Annotated in this window: 17 protein-coding genes, 1 tRNA gene and 2 pseudogenes; 8 read left to right on the top strand and 12 right to left on the bottom strand. The window is 41.3% G+C overall.

All coding sequences use genetic code 11. The features are described from left to right. Positions 1-58 precede the first annotated feature (58 nt). The 6 genes and pseudogenes from IQ224_RS05070 to IQ224_RS24875 all read right to left on the bottom strand — a co-directional run. A pseudogene (locus IQ224_RS05070) lies at positions 59-553 on the bottom strand (transposase family protein); the annotation flags it as partial. Between the two features lie 586 nt (positions 554-1,139). Continuing rightward, entirely contained in the window at positions 1,140-3,062 is a 1,923-nt protein-coding gene (locus IQ224_RS05065) for a S9 family peptidase (RefSeq protein ID WP_002742297.1), read from the bottom strand. A gap of 131 nt (positions 3,063-3,193) precedes the next feature. Beyond that, positions 3,194-3,267: transfer RNA gene (locus tag IQ224_RS05060), tRNA-Pro, on the bottom strand. Positions 3,268-3,359: 92 nt separating this feature from the next. Next, on the bottom strand, positions 3,360-4,565 hold the full coding sequence (locus tag IQ224_RS05055) for an FAD-dependent hydroxylase (protein ID WP_002742299.1): 1,206 nt from the start codon (positions 4,563-4,565) through the stop codon (positions 3,360-3,362). A gap of 259 nt (positions 4,566-4,824) precedes the next feature. Beyond that, positions 4,825-5,492: pseudogene (locus tag IQ224_RS05050) on the bottom strand (IS1 family transposase); the annotation flags it as partial. A gap of 141 nt (positions 5,493-5,633) precedes the next feature. Further along, positions 5,634-5,834 (bottom strand): hypothetical protein, encoded by a 201-nt coding sequence (locus IQ224_RS24875; protein ID WP_329523290.1) that lies wholly within the window; start codon positions 5,832-5,834, stop codon positions 5,634-5,636. Between the two features lie 191 nt (positions 5,835-6,025). Between IQ224_RS24875 and acsF the strand changes: the two genes are divergently transcribed. From acsF to IQ224_RS05025, 5 genes are all read left to right on the top strand, one after another. Next, positions 6,026-7,102 carry a magnesium-protoporphyrin IX monomethyl ester (oxidative) cyclase gene (gene acsF / locus IQ224_RS05045; RefSeq protein ID WP_002752007.1) on the top strand — a complete coding sequence of 359 codons (1,077 nt, stop codon included), beginning with the start codon at positions 6,026-6,028 and terminating at the stop codon, positions 7,100-7,102. Between the two features lie 157 nt (positions 7,103-7,259). Next, a complete protein-coding gene (locus tag IQ224_RS05040) occupies positions 7,260-7,790 on the top strand; it encodes a zinc ribbon domain-containing protein (protein ID WP_002789006.1) in 531 nt (176 codons plus the stop codon). A 399-nt stretch (positions 7,791-8,189) separates the two neighbouring features. Beyond that, complete coding sequence (locus IQ224_RS05035; RefSeq protein ID WP_194032641.1) at positions 8,190-9,479, top strand: AAA-like domain-containing protein; 1,290 nt, start codon at positions 8,190-8,192, stop codon at positions 9,477-9,479. Between the two features lie 81 nt (positions 9,480-9,560). Beyond that, positions 9,561-12,479 carry an AAA-like domain-containing protein gene (locus IQ224_RS05030; protein WP_194032640.1) on the top strand — a complete coding sequence of 973 codons (2,919 nt, stop codon included), beginning with the start codon at positions 9,561-9,563 and terminating at the stop codon, positions 12,477-12,479. 56 nt (positions 12,480-12,535) lie between these two features. Then, the gene (locus IQ224_RS05025; RefSeq protein ID WP_190537690.1) at positions 12,536-13,633 is read left to right on the top strand and encodes an ROK family protein; all 1,098 of its coding nucleotides are present in this window, start codon (positions 12,536-12,538) and stop codon (positions 13,631-13,633) included. 47 nt (positions 13,634-13,680) lie between these two features. On the opposite strand, the gene glk is transcribed toward IQ224_RS05025, so the two are convergent. Next, positions 13,681-14,649 (bottom strand): glucokinase, encoded by a 969-nt coding sequence (gene glk / locus IQ224_RS05020; protein WP_190537687.1) that lies wholly within the window; start codon positions 14,647-14,649, stop codon positions 13,681-13,683. 445 nt (positions 14,650-15,094) lie between these two features. On the opposite strand from glk, the gene IQ224_RS05015 reads away from it, so the two are divergent. Beyond that, positions 15,095-16,468, top strand: coding sequence for an ankyrin repeat domain-containing protein (locus IQ224_RS05015; RefSeq protein WP_002742308.1), 1,374 nt, complete (start codon positions 15,095-15,097; stop codon positions 16,466-16,468). Positions 16,469-16,505: 37 nt separating this feature from the next. Here the strand turns inward: IQ224_RS05015 and IQ224_RS05010 are convergent, their stop codons facing one another. The 3 genes from IQ224_RS05010 to IQ224_RS05000 all read right to left on the bottom strand — a co-directional run bounded on the left by IQ224_RS05010 (position 16,506) and on the right by IQ224_RS05000 (position 19,360). Beyond that, entirely contained in the window at positions 16,506-17,231 is a 726-nt protein-coding gene (locus IQ224_RS05010; RefSeq protein ID WP_194032639.1) for a Stp1/IreP family PP2C-type Ser/Thr phosphatase, read from the bottom strand. 44 nt (positions 17,232-17,275) lie between these two features. Then, on the bottom strand, positions 17,276-18,964 hold the full coding sequence (locus IQ224_RS05005; RefSeq protein ID WP_036400048.1) for an AarF/ABC1/UbiB kinase family protein: 1,689 nt from the start codon (positions 18,962-18,964) through the stop codon (positions 17,276-17,278). A 90-nt stretch (positions 18,965-19,054) separates the two neighbouring features. Next, positions 19,055-19,360: a DUF6825 family protein gene (locus tag IQ224_RS05000; RefSeq protein WP_002742311.1), complete on the bottom strand. Its 306-nt coding sequence runs from the start codon at positions 19,358-19,360 to the stop codon at positions 19,055-19,057. Between the two features lie 547 nt (positions 19,361-19,907). Here IQ224_RS05000 and IQ224_RS04995 point away from each other — a divergent pair. Next, a complete protein-coding gene (locus tag IQ224_RS04995; RefSeq protein ID WP_194032638.1) occupies positions 19,908-21,131 on the top strand; it encodes an ABC transporter substrate-binding protein in 1,224 nt (407 codons plus the stop codon). Positions 21,132-21,299: 168 nt separating this feature from the next. Here IQ224_RS04995 and IQ224_RS04990 read toward each other — a convergent pair whose 3' ends face one another. Then, the gene (locus tag IQ224_RS04990; RefSeq protein ID WP_071591884.1) at positions 21,300-21,521 is read right to left on the bottom strand and encodes a Txe/YoeB family addiction module toxin; all 222 of its coding nucleotides are present in this window, start codon (positions 21,519-21,521) and stop codon (positions 21,300-21,302) included. 50 nt (positions 21,522-21,571) lie between these two features. Continuing rightward, positions 21,572-21,763 carry a hypothetical protein gene (locus IQ224_RS04985; protein WP_002749273.1) on the bottom strand — a complete coding sequence of 64 codons (192 nt, stop codon included), beginning with the start codon at positions 21,761-21,763 and terminating at the stop codon, positions 21,572-21,574. A 112-nt stretch (positions 21,764-21,875) separates the two neighbouring features. Here IQ224_RS04985 and IQ224_RS04980 point away from each other — a divergent pair, with 112 nt between their 5' ends. Beyond that, entirely contained in the window at positions 21,876-22,187 is a 312-nt protein-coding gene (locus tag IQ224_RS04980; RefSeq protein WP_002749272.1) for a hypothetical protein, read from the top strand. Positions 22,188-22,389 lie beyond the last annotated feature (202 nt).

Below are 22,389 nucleotides of genomic sequence, written 5' to 3'. Positions count from 1 at the left end.
GAAGATTGTAAGCTTTTAATCTATTTTACCTTTTTCGTACCTGAAACTGAACCTCCCTACAGTAATTTTTTTGTCCTTTGACTAGAGCGATTTCGTCAATTCCTAGTCTTTTTAATTTCGATAGGTCTGTCTCTGTAATTTCTTCAGCTATGTCCTCTATCATTCTTTGAATCTCTTCTTCCGTTACGTCATTTCTTCGGCTAACATTTAAAATATCTCCTTCTTTTAATTGTTCGAGTATATTCTCGGCTAGTCTTTTCGTATAGGTTCGTTTCTTGGCGACAAAATCTAACTCTTCACTAAAGGGTTTCTGACAATTATCGCACTTAAATTGACGACGATTAACCTGTAGGTACACTGGTTGACCTGAGATTGGTAAATCTTTGACTAAATGTCGATGATTTTGGTGGAGTTCATCGCTCTCTAACCCACAACGAGGACAGATTGCTTTTTGACTTTTCGATTCGATTCGGCAAACTATACCGATATTTTCTAGGTGTCGATAGCCTTGAATACAGGTTCCTTGTAGGTTCAAAAATTTGTCAAGTATCATAAGTAAAATAATCTCGTTTTTGGCTATTATATCAAATCTTAACTCAATTGTCTATCTTTTGATATTAACTTATTTGTGCCTTAACTCCTTTCCTGTATGGATTTCAGCTACTTTTGAGCTTAGGTACTCTCATCGAATTTTATTTTAAGTTAATTATTTGCATAACAATTCCCGAAGAGCCAATTATTTCTATTCGGGTAAGTTTCGGCTCTTCGGTTTGTGTTATGCAATGGACTGGGGTTATAGGGGATGTAACCCTTATGTAGAAAGGCATTTGGCGATTTTTGTCAATTGTTTTTCATCTAAAGCGAACTCATCAATTAAGTCTTTTGCCAGATAAGGATTTAGTCAATTTATGCCCCCCTATCGAACCATACCAAGTAACGAAGAGCCTAAGTTTCTTTACTAGAAAGACTTTTAGTCTTTAGATAATAAGTAGTCATGCAAAATAAATTTCCTAGTGAAGACAGGCAAGAGGCAATAGGCAAAAGCTTTATCGAAATGTGTAATTAATTTTGCTTAGGTACTTATTGTGTCTATATCTGCTGTTCACCGATTACTGACCTAGGAAATTAATTTGGCATGATTACTTAATTTCTACGGGTTCTAAATTATCAGCAGGAGTAAAACCAAAGAGACGGGAATAAAAATAAAATTCTGCATCTAATGCTCGTTTTATCGATTCAGCTTGACGAAATCCATGTTGTTCTCCAGCAAAGGGAACGTAAGCAACGGGTAAACCTTTCGCTTTTAAAGCTTCTACCATCATTTCCGCTTGATTGGGTGGAACCACTTGGTCTTCTAAACCTTGGAAAAAGATCACTGGACAGGATAACTGACTGGTAAAATGAATGGGCGATCGCTGATAGTAAATTTCCTTTTCTTCAGGATAGCGTCCCACCAATTTATCTAAATATCTCGACTCGAATTTATGGGTATCGGTGGCTAAAACCTCTAAATCACTAACTCCGTAATAACTAGCTCCTGCTTTAAAAGTATCATGAAAAGTTAGGGCCGCTAAAGTTGTATAACCACCGGCGCTGCCTCCAGAAATTGCCAATCTTTCCCCATCGACTAATCCCTGATTAACTAAATATTTTGCCCCGTTGATGCAGTCTTCCACATCGACAATTCCCCAATTTCCCAGCAAACGCTGACGATATTGACGACCATAACCCGTACTACCGCCATAATTAACATCCAGATAGCCAAAACCGCGACTGGTCCAGTATTGCACCCGCAGACTTAAACTAGAGGTCGCCGCGGCCGTCGGTCCACCGTGACTTTTGACTAAAAGGGGCGGTAATTCGCCATTGGGGGCGGTATAATCGGGGTTTTTGGGGGGATAATACCAAGCATAGGCCGTTAGTCCCTGACTGGTGGGAAAAGCGAGCATTTCTGGAATCGAGAAATAATCGCTAGAAATAGTTAAATTACTGGAAGATTTGAGAATTTCTCTCATTCCTGTCACTAAATCCAGTGAGATAACTGCTGTTACTTCCGTGAAAGAACCGCCAATAAAAACTATTTTACTCTCCCTAACTTGTAGGGAAGAAATGTTAGTATCATCAGTAATAATTTCTTGAAATTCTCGATTAACAGTATCGATACTTCCTAAATGCCAACGACCATCTTTTGTATAGCTACAAATAATCTGTGATTCGCTGGCAAAACCGTAGTTAGATAAACCAAAAACCCAATGAGGATAGGCAAATTCAGCCTCTATTGGTTCGAGAACTGGTTCGATTTGTTCATCATGGTTAAAGCAATAAAAGTTCCAGAAATCATTGCGATCGCTGGTAAAATATAACTGTTCATCGACAGACCAGCGCGGTTCACACACCGACTTATTTTCACCACCAGCAATGACCCGAATATTACTCAAATAAAGATTATTAATATCTGCTACCGAGAGAAAAGAACTATCCCAGGGCATATTAGGATGATTCCAACTAATCCAAGCTAATCGAGAACCATTGGCACTTAAGCGAGGAGAGGTATAAAAATCATCGCCAGATACTAAAGTTTTTATTTCTCCCGTATCCACATCGATGCTGACAATACTATTAACTGGTTCCCGATCTTTTTGGCTATGATCTTCACAAACACAGATTAAACGATTGCCAAATTGATCGAGAATTAAATCCGCATAACGACAGGAATTTTCTGGGGTCAGAGGTTGGGGTAAACTATCAGCAGTTTGGCGATAAATTCTTTGGTCAGCAAAATTACAAAAATAGATAATTCCAGCAACAATTAGATAGGAACCCCCCCCGTATTCATGGACACGAGTTCGCACATTAAAAGGTGCTGGGGTGATGTCTGTGGTTGTGCCGTCGGGGTTTAATTTAACTAAAACATTTCGCCCCTTTTCCTGTGGTCTGCCTTCTAACCAATAAATATCTTCTCCATCTAGGGTTACACCACCAAGACTAATCGATGCTGCCACAATTAGATCGGAGGTAATCGGTGATTTCCAGGAACCGTAAGCTGATATTTGATGAGACATTTTCTACTAGAGCAGTGATTCTAATGGTGAACTAACTTGATCAGAAACGCTGATAAATTAAGAAAATTCCGAGTAAACAGAACAAAGTAGGGATTAGGTGCATCCCTACCTAACTCTCTGTTTTTCTGCAATCGGAGCGGCGGGATTCGAACCCACGACCCCTACTACCCCAAAGTAGTGCGCTACCAAGCTGCGCTACGCCCCGATATTGAACCTTAACCATCATAGCGATAATCGCGGCATTTTGCAAGCTTTTTTTTTCTTCCTTTCTCCCCCATTCCCGGAATTAGCGGCCAGCTATCTAGCTAATTGGGGAATACGTCCTTTTAATCCCGTCATTAATTGCAGGGCAAACAATTTCAACGGGGGAAAACCGAGCATCATTGCCAATCCGAGACGACGGATGACAACGATAGGCGGCCAGTTATTGGAGAACAGGCGATCTAGAAAATCTGTGAAGCCTAAAATCGCTAAATTCTCCGATATACGCCATTTTTCGTAGGATTTTAGGGTAGAAAGCGCTCCGATATCCCCTTGCTTTTCCGCTGCTTCCTTTAATACCTGCGCTAAAGCGGCTGCGTCGCGAATGCCTAAATTTAAACCTTGACCACCGACGGGATGACAACAGTGGGCGGCATCACCAATTAAAGCCAGTCGGGGTTTAACATAAGTATCACTCTGCATTAACTGTACGGGAAAGAGAGCGCGGGGGCTAACTAATTCGAGTTTTCCCAGTAATCCCCCCGTATATGCTTCTAATTTGTCGATAAATTCCGCTTCGGGCATTTCTTGGAGTTTTTTCGCTTCTTGATGGGGATTTGTCCAAACGATCTGACAGCGATTACCCTGGAGCGGTAAAATGCCCATCGGACCGGTGGGCCAAAATCTTTCAAAGGCGGTATCGTTGCGATCGAGTTGATGTTTAATGGTAAAAGCGACACAGGATTGCCAATATTTCCAACCTTTGGTTTTAATTTGCGCCCCTTGCCGGATAGCGGATTTGGCTCCATCAGCCCCGATAACTAATTTTGCGGTAATTTTTCGGGTTTGACCAGCTTCTTCCAGGGTGACAGTGGCTGTTTCTGCTCCGTACTCCACTTTTAACACTTTAGCAGGGGACAACCACTCAATGCGATCGCAATCTTGGCTGGCATTGTGCAGGGCGGTTAAAATCACTTGATGTTCGCCCACATAGCCCAAATAATCGGTTTTTAGCTCATCGACCACAAAGGGGACAAAAATCGGAAAATCGGCATCAGAAAGGCGAATATGACGAAATTTACCGATACTGGGCGAGATTTTATCCCAGATACCCAAGCCTGTAAAAATCCGGCTCGACATCAGCGAGAGGGCATAAGCTTGACGACGGGAGGCGGCCACCTCTAGGGGACGTTCCTCGATCATAGCGATATTTAATCCTGTATTTTTTAAGGCCACCGCTAGGGTGGTTCCGACTATACCGCCCCCGACAATGATTAAATCGTAGTTGTCCCGTCCTAACATATAAATATTTTTCTCAAAGATAATCAGTGACTACACTGATCTATTCTGACACGATTTTCGGGGTTGCTGTCGGGTTTGATTCTCTTCACCCCACCTAGCCATTGATAGACTTGAAAGGGTTTTGTCCGTGGTTGAGAGTTTCGGGTTATCGCCCTTCCAGAAGTCCAGGAAGAGCGATAATACTAAATCTGGTTATTAAAGACTGATTATTCGTGGTGATTCGGTAGTAGTGATGGCGGCTTAATCCTTTGCTTTGCTGTGCATTGTAGTCATGGATAAAATACCAAAGGGTTCCCCAACGTGATTCTCCATTTTTTTAGAGAAAGATAGACTATCTCTCACCAACCGAGAAATCCTTTGTCGAAAGGTATTATTTAATCTTTCAATATGATTAGTTTGACCAGTTTCTTTACCTACTGCCCGATAACGTTTACTAGGAATTACTGTCTTATAGGACTCCCAAAAGTCTGTGTAAGCAACAGCGCATTGTCGGTAAACACCGGGTAAACTAGCCCCAAAGTTTTTTTGGCTGATTGACGACTCCTATCTCCGCGCATAGCAACCAATAATTTCCCTTGTATTTCTATCAATTAACCGCCAAATATAAACCTTTATCGTCTGAGAAAAAACAAAAGACCACATCTCATCACATTCTATAACCAATTTACCTTTTAGTTTGTCCGAAACCTTTATTTGACGGGAGACAGCCGCCAGTTTATTGTTGACATAATTTTGTAACCATGACCAACTTACCCCTGTTACTCTAGCAATTCCTCGCAAGGAAATTCGTTCGAGCAAGAGTTTATCAATTAATTGTTTGGTTTCGTCAGAGACGGTTTTATTAGTGGGATTGATCACAAACTGACGACCACACTCTTTACATTGACGTTTGGGTTTTCCATTATGAATAGAACCATTCTTAATCATATAATGAGAACCACAATTAGGACAGGGGAATAGAGGTGAACTAGGGGGAGGATTTTGTTCGGTGCTAGACTGATATTTCAGTAAGCCAGACAGAAGCCAGAAAAAGATATTTATCAGAAAAGTCATGATCAAGCTAGAGGTTTAAAGGCTCTCTTGGATTTGGTGGGTAAAATGTATTCTAAGATACATTCCTCCTAGCGAGGGGTGGAAGGAACCACAAAGACACAGAGGACACAAAGATCGATCACTACTATATAAGTTAAACTGATCACACAAAGAATAAGAGAGCCATGACTGTTTACTGATCACTGAACAAACCCCACCTCTCCGAACATTTGTCAAGACTCCCAGCGAAAAATCTGGGTTTGTTCACACAGCTTAATTAAGAGTTGTAACTTTTAATGAACAGGAAGGGAGTCTAGGGCTGAGAGCTTGCTATAGTGAATCCTAGCCGTTTTTTCACGGCTCGTCATTATCATCTCAGAGCCTTTACTCGTCTCAATCATCATCCCAGAGTAAAATCAATAATCCCTATGGTCAGCACGATCCAAAAACCAGAATTCGAGGAAATCCGTCCGGGTATAAAAGTTCCCGCTAAAGAAACGATCCTCACTCCCCGCTTCTATACCACTGATTTTGAAGCGATGGCGGAAATGTCGATCGCCGCTAACGAGGAAGAACTGAAAGCGATTTTAGAGGAATTCCGTACCGATTATAACCGGCATCACTTCGTTCGCAATCAAGAATTCGATCGCTCTTGGGAGCATATCGATGGCGAAACTCGCCGCTTATTCGTGGAATTTCTGGAAAGATCCTGCACGGCCGAATTTTCCGGCTTTCTTCTCTACAAAGAACTCGGCAGACGTTTAAAAAACAGAAATCCCGTTCTCGCAGAATGCTTTAACCTCATGTCCCGGGACGAAGCGCGTCATGCTGGGTTCCTTAATAAGGCTTTATCGGATTTTAACCTCTCCCTTGACTTGGGATTTTTAACCAAAAGCCGTAACTACACCTTCTTTAAACCGAAATTTATCTTCTACGCCACCTATCTTTCCGAAAAAATCGGTTATTGGCGCTACATCACCATTTATCGTCATCTTGAACAACATCCCGAAGATCGGGTTTATCCGATTTTTAACTTCTTCGAGAATTGGTGTCAAGACGAAAACCGTCACGGGGACTTCTTTGATGCGATCATGCGTGCGCAGCCTGATATTCTTAATGATTGGCGCGCTCGTCTCTGGTGTCGTTTCTTCCTGCTTTCGGTCTTCGCTACGATGTATCTCAATGATACTCAGCGTTCTGGTTTCTACGCCATTCTCGGTTTGGACGCTCGCGAGTACGATAAGTATGTAATCGAGAAGACCAATGAAACTGCCGGCCGCGTCTTCCCGATTGTTCTCGATGTGGATAGTCCTGAATTCTATGATCGCCTAGAGATTTGTGTTCGCAATAACGAGGGATTACGGGCGATCGATAGCGAAAACAGTGCCGCACCGGTTAAATTCCTGAAGAAATTGCCGATCTTCGCCTCTAACGCTTGGCAATTCCTCAAATTGTACCTGATGAAACCGATTCGGGTCGATAAATTAGCCGGTAGCGTCCGTTAAAAAGTTTGTTTTCTTGAGACATGGTGAGGGTGGGTAAAACCACCCTTTTTTTGTCGATAAAATTCTTAAGAAAATCCTCTAACATTTCTATCCTCGCTAGACTGGATCCTAGGGGTGTGAACTAGGTTTTTACTTTTTACTTTTCACTGTCAAAAATATGGCTATTTATAGTGAATTACCCACAGGACAACGTCTCTATCTCGATAATCAAGGGCTGCAGACGATTGTAACTCTCGCTAGTGGTGCGGTGGGACAACAACAGCAGTCTAGCAGTAGTTTTGCCACGGGAGTTTGGACACAAGAACCCCAAATAGAGATAATTCCCCAAGGGGCAATTATTGAAATTATCACCGAAACCGGACCCCACAGAATCCAAATTCAAGGAAGCAGTATCGGTTTTTCCTCTCCTCATACCTCTGGAGTTTCTCAGTCCTCTCAATCGACAACCGCTACCAGTTTCTCCTCCTCACCGATGCAACCAATGCAACCGATGCAACCGATGCAACCGATGAAAATGGGTAATATGTCGATGAATTTTACCCCCATGGAAATGCAAATGGGAGATATGAAAATGAGTATGGGGGACGCAAAAACCGTCAGTAAAGCCCAATTTTGTAGTCAATGCGGGGCAAAAGTAGCAGCAACCGATCGCTTTTGTAGTAGCTGTGGTCATCAGTTACAGCGATAAAACCTGTTTAGCTAAATCTATAACTCCTTTTCGGGCAAAATTTTGGGGAGCATCTCATTTATGCAGGTGAGTAGTTATACTTGTCACTAAAACTGTTTTCTAGCAAGGCTTTCAAAATAGCTTGACATAAAAACCTGATTTAAAGGTTACAAAGGTGAGATGCTCCCAAATTTTGTTTATATTAGCTGAATTGACCCGCTTCTAACTAGATTCGTCCACAGCGATCAAAAAGTTTATCGAATAGGGAATTGGCTGTGCCAAAGTAATAAAGCAACCGGTGTAAAGATCAGTTGCTCTGGAGAAGAACTGTATTTCAAGGGGGAATTGCCGAACTATCCTAATTTCGCTATACTTAGATCCGCAACTCAAAATAGTATTTGTTAAGTCGAGCCGTAAGCAATGACTCCTATATACATAGAACGCCCTCCTGTCGAGGAAACCTGTCGTCAGGCAATTCAAAATCCTGGAGGCCTGATTCGTATTAAAGCTCCTCAAAAAATGGGCAAAACTCTCCTGCTAAGAAAAACTCTAGATTATGCTAGAAGCCTTGGATACCGAACCGCTAGGATTGATTTCTCGGAGTGGGGGCCGAATAATTCAGTTTTTAATGATTATGACAAATTTCAGAGGTCACTATGTGATGAAATTTCTAAGTGTTTACAAATGAAGGAAATTGAAAGTAAAATTTCTAAAACTTGGGAAACTGAAAGTGTAATAAAATCTACTAATTATTTTGAGGAATATTTACTTGATGAGGGAGGGCTAGTCGTTAGCTTTGATCGGTTTGAGGTTTTATTTGATAAACCAAATATTTTTGAAGATTTTTGTTGTTTGTTGCGAGCATGGCACGAAAAAACAGAATTACAGTGGCAAAATTTGAAATTGATTCTTGTTAATTCAACAGATGACTACCCAGTACTTGATATTAATCACTCACCATTTAATGTTGGCATAGGAGTGGATGAATTAACTGGATTAACTGGATTTTCACCTTTACAAGCAAAAGAATTATTGAAATTTTATCTACAGAAGGATTCCAGTAGGACTGATGAGCTAATCCTGAAGGATTTTGTTGATTTTGTGGGGGGTCATCCTTTTCTTTTAGATGAATCCTTCAAGTATTTACGAAGAAACCCGACTCAAACTTTACAACAAGTAAAGGAGGAATCTCCTACAAAAACAGGGATTTTCAATCATCATCTTGGAGAAATTCTAGAAACTCTATCCAAGAAGAGCCACGAATATCTTAAAAATGATTATATTAAAATAATTCAACAATATCCAAACTCAGTAGATTTACCTCAAAAATCTGCATTTAACTTGCGTAGTTTAGGATTAATCAAAAACGCTGATAATGGTTGTTTCGTTTCAAGCTGTGATTTATATCGTTTATATTTTATTCCTTCTTTCTTTATGAAGGAAGTTGGTCAACTGCTAAGTGACATTTCCCCTGAGATTACTGAGGAAGAAGCAAGAACACTTGTTTCTAATAGATTAAACGATAATCTAAACCTAGGAAATAATCAAAGCAAATGGTCTCTTGTTTTAAGACGAAATTTCTTCAATAGAGATCGATTGTTTCAGTCTAGCAGAGCTGCTTTTTTTGCCGTTGTTGACTACTATATTACAGATAGTCCAGTTGGCAAAGCTGCTGTAGCTTTTTTTGAAGAATGGAGCGATGACGAATGACAGCTATCAAACCTTCTCTTCTATAAAATTTCTCTTGTATATACTACTTAATTACTTTAATTTCAAGTTAAGGAGTTAAAAATGACAGAAAATTCAACAGGCTTTACCGTTGGCGGTCGCTTACACTTAAGTAATCAAACTTATGTTCATCGAACATCAGATGATGAGTTACTTCAAGAATTAATAAACGGCAAATATTGCTATATATTAAATGCTAGACAGACTGGAAAATCCAGCTTACGTATTAAAATTGTTGATCGTTTAAAGAAGTGTAATCCAAAAGTTGATTCTGTGATCATTGATCTAAATAATGTAGCAATATCACAGATGAATTGGAGACAATGGTGTTTCGCAATCACTGAAACAATAGCTAAAGCTGAAAGTTTGCGAATCATGACAACAAAAGAACTGGACCAATGGTGGAAGAGTTTTGGAGATGATATAGCTCCATTGCAACGACATATAAATTTTCTTGAAGAATATGTACTTAAGCAACTAGATCGAAGAGTTGTGATTTTTATTGATGAAGCAGATCGTCTTTTTTCGTTTTCTGAACCTGCGAACACCGATGCTTTTTTTGCATTTATTCGTTCTTGCTCTGAAAAACGAGAGCCAGAAGATGATTATAATCCTTATAATCGCTTGACTTACTGCATAGTGGGAACAACTTCCCCCAACAATTTCATTCGGGATCCTCAATCTACTCCATTTAATATTGGTCAGGCGATCACCCTGGAACCGTTTAAGTTAGATGAGGTTCAACCATTAATAACAATGCTGGGGGAAAAGTTACAAACATCAGAAAGCGCATCTAAAGAATTAATGGAAGAAATTATTCATTGGACTGGAGGACAACCTTTTTTAACTCAAAAACTTTGTCATCTTATAGTGAAAGAACGTCAAAGTAACCCGTTTACTACTGTTGAACAAGTTGTAAATTTAAAGGTTATTAATAATTGGCAAACTCAAGATGAACCTGTTCATTTTCAAACAATAAAAAAACGTCTTTTGGATAATGAAGCAAAAGCTTTTGATCGGCTTGGGCTATACAAAGAAGTTTGGGAAAATGGGCAGATACACTATCAAAATACTCCTGAGCAGATAGAACTAACATTGTCTGGTTTAGTTTTAGAAGGTCAAGGTCAATTAAGACTTTATAATCCCATATATAAAGAGATTTTTAATCTAAGTTGGATTGGACAAGAGAAAGCAAAACTTCGTTTATATATTGAAGAATTTGACAATTGGAAAGAATGGAAAAAATGGAAACAAACTAATAATCTGGCTTATGATCTACAAGAACGTTACTTATTGTACGGAACCAAATGTGATCGGGTACAGCAATGGAGGATAAACTTTAACGGGGATCTTTCTGAAAGAGAAGGTAGATTTTTGGAGCTATCAGAGACTTTTTGGCGAGAAGTTAAAGATTTATTTTCTGATTTACCGATCAATGAAGGGACGATGGAAAGTATAATTCAATCAGCAAATGATTTGACAGGAGGGTTACATAAATTCAATAGAATAGTTTTTAATATTGCTAAAAACAATAACGTTGTAGATTTACAACAGGATGAAGTTCAAGATTGGCTAGAAAATTTAGTTTTATCGCACCTGAATCGTTTTAAAGATGATGAGCTATTTATCAAAGATCAAGGCCAATTTTCAAATCAAGATAATGCCAGTATTGATAGTTTTGCCTTGATTTCTACCTTTGAAAAAATTTATCAAAAGGAGCCGATTCGCTTTGATGAAAAAAATCCACAACATCGTAAACTAAAAGATATGTGTTTTATAATTCTAGATAAGGAGCATAATTTAAGAATACTCAACAAGATTTACGAAAAAATTCTAAATCAAAACTGGATCAAGGAAGTCATGGCGGGACTCCGTCCCTATACAAAAGCTTTTCGAGATTGGCAACATTCGGATCGTCAAGAATCATCTTATTTATTACAAAATAATGATCTAAAACTGGCCCTAGAATGGCTAGGGAAAAAGCCTACACCGACATTAGAGGAGGGAGAGATTAAATTTGTAATGACCAGTTTAGTGGCGGAAGTCTGGACAACTGCTTCACCTTCTGTTCAATCTGAAGCTATTTTATTGATCACAACTTCTCGACCATCATTACAAGGGAAAAATAACTACTCTGACTTTCTACTCCGAGAGATTTTACAATGGACAACCTCTCAAACTGCTGCCTTAAAAAAGCTTTTAGAATGGGTAAATGAGTCTGATATTCCTGTCGAAAATATCCGTAAATACCTAGAATTTCTTGTTAGATCGCAGATCAAAAACTGGAGTTATCAAGAACTATTTGACTTTGCTCTTGCTCCCCATAGCTCTTACCCTGAGAGAGAACAAAGAATTTTTATTACCTTCGACCAATACTGTCTTGGGGAAATAGACCAATCTCAAATCCAAGAACCCCTAAAAGAATGCGGAAAAATACTTGACAAATATCAAAATTTAAACGAAAATGATTTTCAGGAATTAGTATTTAACTTCCTCAAGACTAAAATTGCGAGAATCTCTCTTATGACACAACAACAACCCGAACAAGAAAAACTTGATGTTCTTCTGGACGAGACTGTTACCACCTCAAAAGGACACCTAAAATCAATCCTTATTTTTAATCTAGAGAATGGACTACCACTGTATCACAATAAACGACTCAAATCTGATGATCCAGAGCTTTATCATGCTCTTTTTGCAGACGGTGGTGATGCAGTAGGAGAAGCAATTGAAGGATTTGAATCCCTCAGCAAGATTCAAGAAGCTTTAGATAATTTTGGCAAGGTAACTGCCTTTGGCAATCTCACATACTCAATTTTTAAATTGGCGGGGGGAACGATGATGGTTTATTTTGTCGAACTAACAACACCTTTTGCTATTTGCTTTATCGCTCCTGATGGAATTAATTTAGGACTGGTTGTAACACGCTCACAAGCAAAAATTAAGGAGATTAAAAATGAGCTAGAAGAATTAGGTTTTTAGTCTTTTTTTGGTTGCTGTTTTCATTTAGATATATTTACTATAAAGGAGTCAATTTTATGGTCATTCTCGCTGGCAAAATTGCAGGTGATAAAAGCGAATTCGGTCTTTTTACTCACAAAAAAGATGACTCTCAAAAAAAAGTGATGCTGGATGCCTTAATTGCCCATGAAACTTATACAACTAAGGATTATGCTCAAGGCTTGGAAAACATGATAGAGACATTTTTAGAGCAATATTATTATGGGCAATATAGTGATAATGAAGATATTTATGGTGCTTGTTTTGGTATAGCAGGACCTGTTGATCATGGCGAGGCTAGAGTTGACCGCAAGGAATTTAAAGCAACTTTTACAGAGCATGACTTCAGACAAAAACTTCCCTATAACAATGTTCCTGTCTCTTTTATCAATGATATGGAAGCAATTGGCTATGGTATTTTTTTGGGAAATGGAGAAGAGCAGCTAAAAGAACTTTATCCTGGTAAATCTCACCCAAATCCTGAAGATCGCCGAGTATTAATGCTAGTGAGTGGAGGTTTAGGTCAAGCATTATGGTATAGCCATGATGAAAAAAAAGGGTTAAAACCAATCTCCTCGGAAGGTGGTCATGCGGACTTCGGTGCTAGAATAGATAAAGATTGGGAACTTTTACAATTTCTGAAAGAACTGAAACAAGAGCAGGGGGATAATAGTCCCGTTAGTTATGAGTATGTTCTTTCTGCTCCTGGTTTAACCAGAATTTATCATTTTTTTCAAAGTCTTTCTGAATGGGAAAATCAGCCAAATATCAATGATGCTGATGCTATCATTCAAGCTGCCCAGGAAGGGAATCCATTATGTAAGGAAGTTTTGGATTTTTTTATCTCTATTTGGGGAGCGCAAGCAGGGAATTTGGCTCTTACCTATAAAGCCAGTGGCGGAGTTTATATTGGCGGTATTGATATTCCCATTGAAATCTTGAAAGAAGGCAAATTTATCAATGCCTTTATTGATAAAGAGGGAAATTTCAAAGCTTATAACGAAGGCATTTCCGTTAAAGTTTTTCAAGATCACAGCATTGTCATGTGGGGGGCAGCTCGACACGCTATTGAGGCGGGTTTTGTAACTAATGGTAGATTTGCAATTATGAGGGCAAATCAACAAAAAGGGCATTGAATACCCTCACAATCAAGACAACTTCTAGAATTGTCTATCCTATGCTTCTACATTTTTGTAGCAGCGTATTTTACTGCACCTCTTAATCCCTCTAGGGTATTTAAGACAATATGGACAGGAACTTTTTCTAGCAAAACAGGATTAACCCGTGCCTTATCTGTAAATGCCTTAATAAAACTGCCATTTTGCATCAATTCAATATTTTGGGCTGCAATTCCCCCCGCAATATATAAACCGCCAAACGGTAAAAAACTCACCGCCATATCCCCTGCGGCGGCCCCAAAAGCTTCTACAAAAATTGCCATTGTTTGCTGACAAAGAAAATGACCTGCTGCTGCTCCTTTAGCGATCGCCGCCCCAGGATCAGGTTGACTTAAAAAATCACCCGCATCTTCAGAAGCAAACTTGCGATCCTGCAAAAAACGAAAAATATCAACAATTCCTGGGCCAGAAACCACCCGTTCCACATCAACCTTGCCGTCGGCCCGAAGATATGCTAATAACTCCTGAGCTAACAAATTATCAGGAGCAAAACTTTCGTGGCCTCCTTCCGTTGGAAACACTCGATAGCTATCACCTTCAGGAACTGCAAACGCCTTTCCCAGACCCGTACCCGCCCCAATAATAGCGATCGGCGCATCAGGCAAAAATTCACCTTCCTGTAAAGTAACTAAAGATTTATTTTTTTCTAAGACAATATTGTAGCCAATTGCTACAAAATCATTAATAAGACTCACTTTAGCAATGTTCAATTCTTCTTGTAACCGGGCCGCATCTAATTCTGGCCAAGGTAAATTAGTGATTTTACATTTGTTGTTCAGAACAGGGCCAGCCAAAGCAAAACAAGCCTTATAAACATTAGACTCATCACCCAGGAATTGTCGCACTAAAGGAACTAAACCCTCATTGCCGCTCGGATAAATTTCTTCCCGGAGGGTTGATTCATTTTTTCCGTCCGTTTCTACCAAACACAACCTGGTGTTAGTGCCACCAATATCACCGGCTAAAACTAGCATGGATTTAACTACTAACGAAACTGCTCAAGATTATAGCATATCGAATATATTGCGATCGCTATTCTAATTATCAGAACACTTAAGTAGGGCTTACTGAATAATGGTAAAACCCTTTTAAAATAAGGCTTTTGACCTGTTAAAATCCGATGTTCATGCTGCGAAAATAGGATTGGGACTTTCAAAAACCTTGCATTATCCTTCTTATAGTACATCAATTGGTACAAAAACCAAGGGCAACAAAGCCTGAAACGACCGGCTACTGACTCCTGACTCCTGACTCCTGACTCCTACCCCCAGGAAAAACTTTTTCAGCAAACCCTAAGTACCACAGCTAGTAGAATTACCTTACCTCAGAATTAGAACGGGGTAGTAGCTTTTCTGTCCGTTTACCCGCCTATAACGATCGATAATAGAAAAAATACTTTCTGCCGATCGGTCACTGTTAATGGCTTCTAATTGGGATATCTTGTTAATACAAGCGGCACGTCAGGGCAATCTGGCGCGGGTTCAAGCTTTACTGAGTCAGGGGGCAAATGTCAACGCCACCGATGGCCAAAATACGACGGCTTTAATCTATGCCGTGCAGGGGGGTCATCGGGAAATTGTGGCAATTTTGCGAGAATTTGGGGCAGATATCAACAAAAGTAAACAACCTCAAGGTTTAAGCCCTCTCATGTTAGCGGCTGCCCTCAATCACAGTGAAATCCTCGCTCAATTAATCGCCGCCGGTGCCAATGTCAATCAGGTTAATCAAGATGGTACACCAGCACTAATGATCGCCACTTATAAGGGTTATACAGCGATCGCAGAACAGTTATTAACCGCCGGCGCTTGGGTCAATATGCGCGATCGGGATGGAGATACGGCTTTATCTGTAGCAATTAGCCAAAATTACGATGCAATTGTCGGTTTACTGCTCGATAGTGGTGTAGATGAAGAAATCCGTCAAGAAGCTTGGTTAGAGGCTCTCAACGCTAATCGTCCAGAAATCCTCCAATTTTTTATTAACCGTGGTATGCCTCTCGATGCTCCCACTTTATCCGGGGAAACTCCCCTCATTTTGGCTGTAGAGAGGGGAAATCTCGGCAGCGTACAAACTTTACTGCAAGCGGGAGCAAATCCGAATATCAGCACAGAGGAGGGAGAAACTGCCCTGATGCTCGCCGCTGCTGAGGGATATTTCGATATTGTCCGACTTTTACTCGCTCAGGGGGCCAGTGTTGACAATCAAAATCAGGCCGGAGAAACGGCCCTGCATTTAGCCACGATCGAAGGACATTTAGAGATCGTTCAGGCCCTACTACAAGCCGGTGCTTTTGTCAATCACCGCAACCATTTTGGGGATACACCCTTGCTTATCGCCACGGTGCAGGGATACGAAGCGATCGTTTTAGAATTGTTAAAACAGGGAGCGGAGCCTAACCTAACTCAGCAGGGAGAAACACCGTTAACTTTAGCTCTACAGCGCCAATTTACGGAAATCTGCCGTTATCTCCTCGACTACGGGGCTAATGCCAACGCCGTTTATCCCGATGGCAAAACCGTCCTTATGAAAGCTTGTGAGGGCAATAATAGTCAATTGGTGCGCTGGTTAATCGATATCGGCGCTGATGTCAATAAACTCGATTTTAGCGGTGCTTCCCCGTTAATGTGGGCCAGTTATCACGGTTGTCTCGACACGGTTAAAGTTTTGTTAGACGGGGGAAAGGTGAACTTAAATCAGAAAAATCAAGGGGGAATGACCGCTTTAATGTTAGCTAAATTTAATCACCATCAGGCGATCGTTTCTTTATTACAACAAGCAGGAGCGATCGAGTAGAAGTGCAAGTTTAGCGATCAGCGATCGCTATTTCCTCTCAATTCTGCGTTACCATGACCACGGTGATATTATCAGAACCGCCGGCTTCTTTGGCCGCTGCCACTAAATTCTTGACAATTTCCTGACAATCAGCACCAGTTTGCAAATAATCGCTAATTTCCTGGTCGGACAGTTCTTCCGTCAAACCATCACTACAGAGAATTAAACTATCGCCGGATTGCAGATCGAGGGGAGATACCGTCACTGGGGGCAAATCGCGACGACCAAGACATTGAAATAAAATATGTCGCCAAGGGTGGTTTTTCGCCTCTTCTTTGGACAGATCACCCATTTTGATCGCCCTAGCTATCCAAGTATGATCCTCCGTCACCTGTTCTAATTTTTGCTCACGAAAGCGATAGAGACGGGAATCACCAATATGGGTGTACCAAGAGCCATCATCTCGGAAGATAGCCATGACTAGGGTTGTCCCCATGTCCTGTCTTTCGGGATGTTTTAGTTGATCTTCAATAATCTTCTCGTTAGCGGCAGTAATTGCCTCCTGCAGCAATTCCCCAGCAGTCAGGGGCGAATTCCAGTGTTCTTCTAGATGAGCTTGGATAGTTTCAGTGGCGATTTGACTAGCTTCCTGGCCCCCCGCATGACCCCCCATACCATCAGCAACGATAAAAAAGCGCCGCTCGGGGTCGATATAATAACTATCCTGATTAACCGATCGCACTACACCAGGATCGGTCAGTCCTCCAAAAGAAAGATTGTTCATCGAAATTTCTGCTTTTAACACAATATTTATTATCCCGCAATCAATTACATCATGCGATCCTGACGTTCAATTTTTCGCCAGAGTCTCACAAGAGCTATCCCCGGCAGCAGGGAAATCGCCATCGGCACTAAAGTTAACCAACCAAAACCACTGACGAATAGAAGCGTCGCTGAGATCAGCAAAGCACTTATCAGTAAAGTGTAGTTAGTTCCCATTTGAATCATACCCAATCGCCGCAAAAGTCGATCGGATTCGCTCGAACGTACCCGGACACGGATATCACCCCGTTCTAATTTTTCGATCGTATCATCGATGCGTCGGGGTAAACTCAGGGCGGTGCTGCTCACTTGGGCTGCTTGTCGTCCTAACTCATCGAGGATATTACTGCCATTATTTCCTGTCATATCATTTACTAATTGCAGGGCAAAAGGTTGAGCCACTTCCATAAAGTTAAATTCGGGATCGAGTCCTTTGCCTACCCCTTCTAGGGTAGAAAATGCCCGCATGACGAAGGTGAAGGTAGCGGGAAAGCGAAAAGGCTGATCGTAGGCGATTTCATAGAGATCATCGCTGATAGAGGCTACGGATTGCTCCTCAAAGGGTTTATCCATGAAGTTATCGAGCATATACTGGATCGATCGCCGCACTGCTCCCATATCACCATTAGCAGTTAATGCTCCTAAATCCACCAGAGAAGTGACCACGCGATCGGCATCTTTTTGGGCAATTCCCAAGAGAGTCTGCATTAATTTTTCGCGCACGTTGGTTTTGATTTGTCCCATCATGCCGAAATCGTAGAAAATTAGGGAGCCATCACTATCAACGGCAATATTGCCAGGGTGAGGATCCGCGTGAAAAAAGCCGTTATTGAGTAGTTGAATTAGATAGGCTTTTGCCCCTAGTTTAGCCAACAATTTGCGATCGAGTCCGGCCGCTTCTAGGGCCTCATAATGACTGATTTTGATGCCGGGGAGGTATTCTAGGGTTAAAACCCGGGGAGCGGTGTAGCGCCAATAGACTTTCGGTACTTTCACCCAATCTTCCCCGCGAAAATTACGGCGAAAAGTGTCAGCGTTACGACCTTCGTTGAGATAATCGGTTTCTTCCCAGAGGATTTTACAGCATTCTTCATAAATACCCGTCCAATCGCGACCTTTACCCCATTTTGGATGATTTTGGAAGTATTGGGCGATTTTTTTTAGGATGGTCAGATCGATACTAAATAATTTTTTCAATCCGGGCCTTTGGACTTTGACCACCACATCTTCCCCGGTCTTCAGTTGGGCCCGGTGAACTTGTCCTAAACTAGCGGCTGCCAGGGGAATAGGATCAAAGCTTTTAAAGAGTTGATTGAGGGGTTTACCGAGGGATACCTCGATAATTTTGCTGGCCTGTTCGTAGGTAAATGCGGGAACCTGATCCTGTAGTTTCGAGAGTTCTTCCACATATTCGAGGGGAAAAAGATCGGCCCGGGTGGAGAACAGTTGACCGACTTTAATAAAAGTCGGTCCCAATTCTAGCATGGTTTCCCGAATCCAAGCGGCTTGTTTTCTGCGTCTGCTGGCGAGTTTTTCCTCGCTATAGCTGCCGTTATAGCTCCATTTTTTACCGTTGAGCCAGAATTGATAAAGTACAGTCAGAACGAATCGCCAAATATCTAGACGACGACGATTGATGGAATAGTTTTCTTGATTCCAACGATAGCTATTTTTGGCGACTTGGAGGGCCGGCATTGCTGGGTTTAACTCTAGGGTAACGGGGACGGGTAGAAGGGCTGACACGCAATTTTTGGGGCTTTAAAGCGACTAAAAGAGGGTTTTTGGTTAATTTCGGTAGTTTTTTAGTTCCGAGCGCAATTGGGCGATTTCAGCCCGCATTTCGTCGATGTTTTCCTGCACATCGGCACTGGAGGAACCACTGGAGTCTGTACCAGTATATACTCCCTTTTCCATAGCTCGATCGGCTCTCATTTGCACTTCTTCGACGAATTGCCGCAGGTTTTCCCGTTGTTCGGCATCAAATTTGCCTAATTCGCTTAAAGCGTTGGTAAACGCATCTTCTAGCTGTTCACTGACCACTTCAGCGATCGCTCGTCCGAGGAAAAAGGCGTGAATAACGGGGTTAGTCATAATCTTAAATGGATGTTTTCGCTTGCTGGGGTTTGTGAACGGGAAGGGCGATAATAAATTCCCTAACTACTAGGTTAGGCGACAGAACCAGAAAAGGCAAATCGTTTTTCTGAAAAGGGAGGTGAGACCAAATCCGTTTTCAATAGTGTGATTAACTCTCAAGTTATGAATTGTTTCCCCCTTCTCCCCACACCCTACACCCTACACCCTACACCCCACTCTCCTAGGTTAGGCGACAGAACCAGAAAAGGCAAATCGTTTTTCTGAAAACGGAGGTGAGACCAAATCCGTTTTCAATAGTGTGATTAACTCTCAAGTTATGAATTATTTCCCCCTTCTCCCCACACCCTACACCCTGCACCCCACTCTCCTATGCTTTTTAAACAGGATTTAGTATGAGACGGGGAGGTTAATCAACAAAATTAGGGGAAACAAAAGGCGCTAAGGGAGCAAAATCCTGTTCGATCGCGTCGAGAATTATCGCTGAAATCAACCCGATTAGCGAAATAATAGTGTCATCAACAATATCAGTCCCCGGAGAGTTAAGATGCTCAGAAAACGTTTATTAATCCCCTTAATACTATCCCTAGTCACTTTTGGTCTAGTGGTGGCCTGTAATTCCGGGACTCCCACCAGTCAAACTAACCCCAGTCCGGCAGAAAACGCCGCCACTGCTGCTATTCCCATCGGTGCAGCTTTAGCTCAAAGCAGCAATCTCGCCCTATTGGGACAGGAACAGGTGATCGGTGTCAAGATGGCTGAAACATATTTTAATAAAAAGGGCGGAGTCAATGGAACACCGATTAAAGTTATTATCCAGGATGTGGCCGGGGATGAACAGGGGGCGATCAACGCCATTAATACCCTAATCACTCAAGATAAGGTGGTGGGTATTCTCGGTCCGTCCCTGTCCCAGCAAGCTTTTGCCGCTAGTCCGATCGCCGACCGAGCTCAAGTTCCCATTCTCGGCCCGTCTAACACGGCTAAAGGTATCCCCCAGATCGGTGAATATGTAGGTAGGGTGTCCGCTCCTGTGGCTGTGGTCGCTCCCAATGCGGTTAAAACTGCTTTAAAAATCGATCCCAAGATTAAAAAAGTGGCTGTCTTTTTTGCCCAAAATGATGCTTTTAGTAAATCGGAAACGGAAACTTTTCAAGAAACCCTAAAGAGTTTAAATCTTGATATTGTCACCGTGCAGAAATTCCAAACCACCGATACAGATTTTCAAAACCAAGCCACCGCCGCTATTAATATTAAACCGGATTTAGTGATTATTTCTGGTTTGGTTGCTGACGGAGGAAATTTAGTCAAACAGTTGCGACAATTAGGTTATCAGGGGTTAATTATTGGGGGCAATGGTTTAAATACTTCTAATATTTTCCCAGTTTGTCAAGCTCAATGTGATGGTATTCTCATCGCTCAAGCTTATAACCCGGAATTAGATAATCCTATTAATCGGGATTTTGTCGCCGATTATACAGCAGAAAATAAAAAAGCACCGCCCCAATTTACCGCTCAAGCTTTTACGGGAATTCAAGTTTTTGTCGAGGCCCTAAAACGGGTAGATGATAAAAATAAACTCAGTACACTTTCCCTCGAACAAATTCGCCAACAATTAAATCAGGAAATTTTAGCGGGTAAGTATGTGACTGTCCTGGGAGATATTGCTTTTACTCCCGAAGGGGAAATCATTCAGGATAAATTCTCCGTGGCACAAATTAAAATGGATGCCGATGGTAAAAATGGTAAATTTACTTTTGTGAAAAATTAATCAGTAAAGGGTTCTTCTCATTTCTATCTCGTTGCAAGGAACTCCCTTGCAACGCATTAGAACTCTTGCATAAATCCGAAAACAAACGATAAAAACAATAATGGGAGGGACTTTCAGTTAATTATTTATTAGTAGTTGATAATCTTCAAAAATGTTGCTGTACAAGGATCAACTTAAGACTTTTGCAAGAGGTCTATTTCCAGAGGTTCTAGCTTCTGTGTCATAATCAGACACGCTATAAACTAGGCGATGTTCTTTTGTAATTCGTCGTGACCATAATCCTGATAGTTCATGTTTTAATGCTTCTGATTTTCCTCGTCCAGAAAAAGGCTCTCTTTGAACATCTTTAATAAGGCTGACAATTTTAGCGTAAACTTTCTTGTCTGCGATCGCCTATTGGTTAAACTCATCAAAACTTCGGGTTAGAAAGGCGACTTTCCTCATAAGTTAGCAGCATCTACATAAATATAACTATCAGGATTTTTAAGAGATTCTATTGCCTCTTGGAGATGTTGACGGTTAGCTTCTGTGGAAAGCAGATAGTCCGTTTCATCCAACTGATAATTACTGATTGTCGGTATTTCTGCAAATGTGGGATGCACCCAGGGAGAACAAAGCCGCCCATTGCCCATTGCCTATTGCCTTTTCTGACTGATGGCTGGGGGCTAAAAAGCTGATAAAATTTGACGGCTGAAAACTAATTAAGCCAGAAAGCTAGAGATTGATTCTAGATTGAGTAACAAAGTGAAATATTTTTTCTTAACGGCAGGTTGGACAATAGGACGGGTGTGGGAATTTGGGGGTTTGTGGGACCATGCGAGTAGTTGGCGACGACCACCGCAGATAGAGCGATTAAATATCGGTATTTTGGAAGGAGAACAGGTTTTATGGCTTTATAAGGTGGAAGAAGCCGTGATTATGGTGGAAGTTGCCCCCAAGAGTGCCGAAATTGCTGATACTGTCCCCACCATCGGGCAAGTGGTGCTAAAACGCTTGATTAGTGCCGAACAAGTCCTCGAAATCCTGCAAAATGCCGAAGAACTACTGAGGAAGTAATCAGTTATCAGTTATCAGTTATCAGTTAAGTAGTCGTGCAAAATAAATTTCCTAGTGAAGAAAGGCAAAAGGCAAGAGGTAAGAGGCAAGGGGGGGGTTAGATATGTGTAATTAATTTTGCTTAGGTACTTATCAGTTATCAGTCATAATTCCCCATCTCCCCACACCCAACACCCAACACCCAACACCCCACACCCAACAC

Origin of the sequence: Microcystis sp. LEGE 00066, assembly GCF_015207925.1 — a bacterium.
In the GTDB taxonomy this organism is placed as follows: Bacteria; Cyanobacteriota; Cyanobacteriia; order Cyanobacteriales; family Microcystaceae; genus Microcystis; species Microcystis ichthyoblabe_A.
This window is presented reverse-complemented; position numbering and strand designations above follow the sequence as displayed.

What these genes read in the sequence shown, in the direction of transcription:
- IQ224_RS05030 (WP_194032640.1), top strand. Translation starts at nt 9,561, where the DNA reads ATGACAGAAAATTCAACAGGCTTTACCGTTGGCGGTCGCTTACACTTA.
- acsF (WP_002752007.1), top strand. Translation starts at nt 6,026, where the DNA reads ATGGTCAGCACGATCCAAAAACCAGAATTCGAGGAAATCCGTCCGGGT.
- IQ224_RS04985 (WP_002749273.1), bottom strand. Translation starts at nt 21,763, where the DNA reads ATGGGCAATGGGCGGCTTTGTTCTCCCTGGGTGCATCCCACATTTGCA.
- IQ224_RS05040 (WP_002789006.1), top strand. Translation starts at nt 7,260, where the DNA reads ATGGCTATTTATAGTGAATTACCCACAGGACAACGTCTCTATCTCGAT.
- IQ224_RS05015 (WP_002742308.1), top strand. Translation starts at nt 15,095, where the DNA reads ATGGCTTCTAATTGGGATATCTTGTTAATACAAGCGGCACGTCAGGGC.
- IQ224_RS05055 (WP_002742299.1), bottom strand. Translation starts at nt 4,565, where the DNA reads ATGTTAGGACGGGACAACTACGATTTAATCATTGTCGGGGGCGGTATA.
- IQ224_RS05065 (WP_002742297.1), bottom strand. Translation starts at nt 3,062, where the DNA reads ATGTCTCATCAAATATCAGCTTACGGTTCCTGGAAATCACCGATTACC.
- IQ224_RS04995 (WP_194032638.1), top strand. Translation starts at nt 19,908, where the DNA reads ATGCTCAGAAAACGTTTATTAATCCCCTTAATACTATCCCTAGTCACT.
- glk (WP_190537687.1), bottom strand. Translation starts at nt 14,649, where the DNA reads ATGCTAGTTTTAGCCGGTGATATTGGTGGCACTAACACCAGGTTGTGT.
- IQ224_RS05035 (WP_194032641.1), top strand. Translation starts at nt 8,190, where the DNA reads ATGACTCCTATATACATAGAACGCCCTCCTGTCGAGGAAACCTGTCGT.
- IQ224_RS05000 (WP_002742311.1), bottom strand. Translation starts at nt 19,360, where the DNA reads ATGACTAACCCCGTTATTCACGCCTTTTTCCTCGGACGAGCGATCGCT.
- IQ224_RS05005 (WP_036400048.1), bottom strand. Translation starts at nt 18,964, where the DNA reads ATGCCGGCCCTCCAAGTCGCCAAAAATAGCTATCGTTGGAATCAAGAA.
- IQ224_RS05025 (WP_190537690.1), top strand. Translation starts at nt 12,536, where the DNA reads ATGGTCATTCTCGCTGGCAAAATTGCAGGTGATAAAAGCGAATTCGGT.
- IQ224_RS05010 (WP_194032639.1), bottom strand. Translation starts at nt 17,231, where the DNA reads ATGAACAATCTTTCTTTTGGAGGACTGACCGATCCTGGTGTAGTGCGA.